This is a genomic window from Vibrio sp. 2132-1 (assembly GCF_033344315.1).
Map to the genome: position 1 here is coordinate 1 of NZ_JAWPON010000847.1, position 521 is coordinate 521.

Below are 521 nucleotides of genomic sequence, written 5' to 3' on the forward strand. Positions count from 1 at the left end.
GCCTTCTCCCGACCATTCAAAGTGATGCGTAAACCCTGTTGGTCGAACACGTTTGGCTATCAAATGTTGGTCTTGATACTCATATCGCTCAGTCAAACCCAAATCATTCGTCGCACTAACAAGATCGTCTTGCTCGTCATAGATATATGTTGTTAATACTTGTTCTGTCTTTGTGTTCAACAATTCAACAAGGCGCCCTTGTTTATCATATTGACACTCAAGAACTGGTCGCTTGTTATGTGCAACTTCAATTAGGCGATGGTTTCTCGAATAACGAAGTTGGAACGTCGAAAAGATTCCATTGCGGATTTGTTTTAATAGCCAAATGTCTTCTACCAACTCAAAACGATATTGATCACCACTAGAGAGAGTGACAATTCGTGTATTTGGGTTTAGGAAATGACAGCTTGCTCCGACATAGACTTGATAACTAGTTGAACCATGCTCAACTGGTTCAAATTCAATCTCGTCAGCAGAATCACTTACAAATTCCCATGAGGTGACGTTGTGCTTTTCATCTG

1 pseudogene is annotated in these 521 nt (G+C 40.7%); it reads right to left on the minus strand.

Annotated elements, in window-relative coordinates:
- A pseudogene (locus tag R8N47_RS28345) lies at positions 1 to 521 on the minus strand (RHS repeat domain-containing protein); the annotation flags it as partial.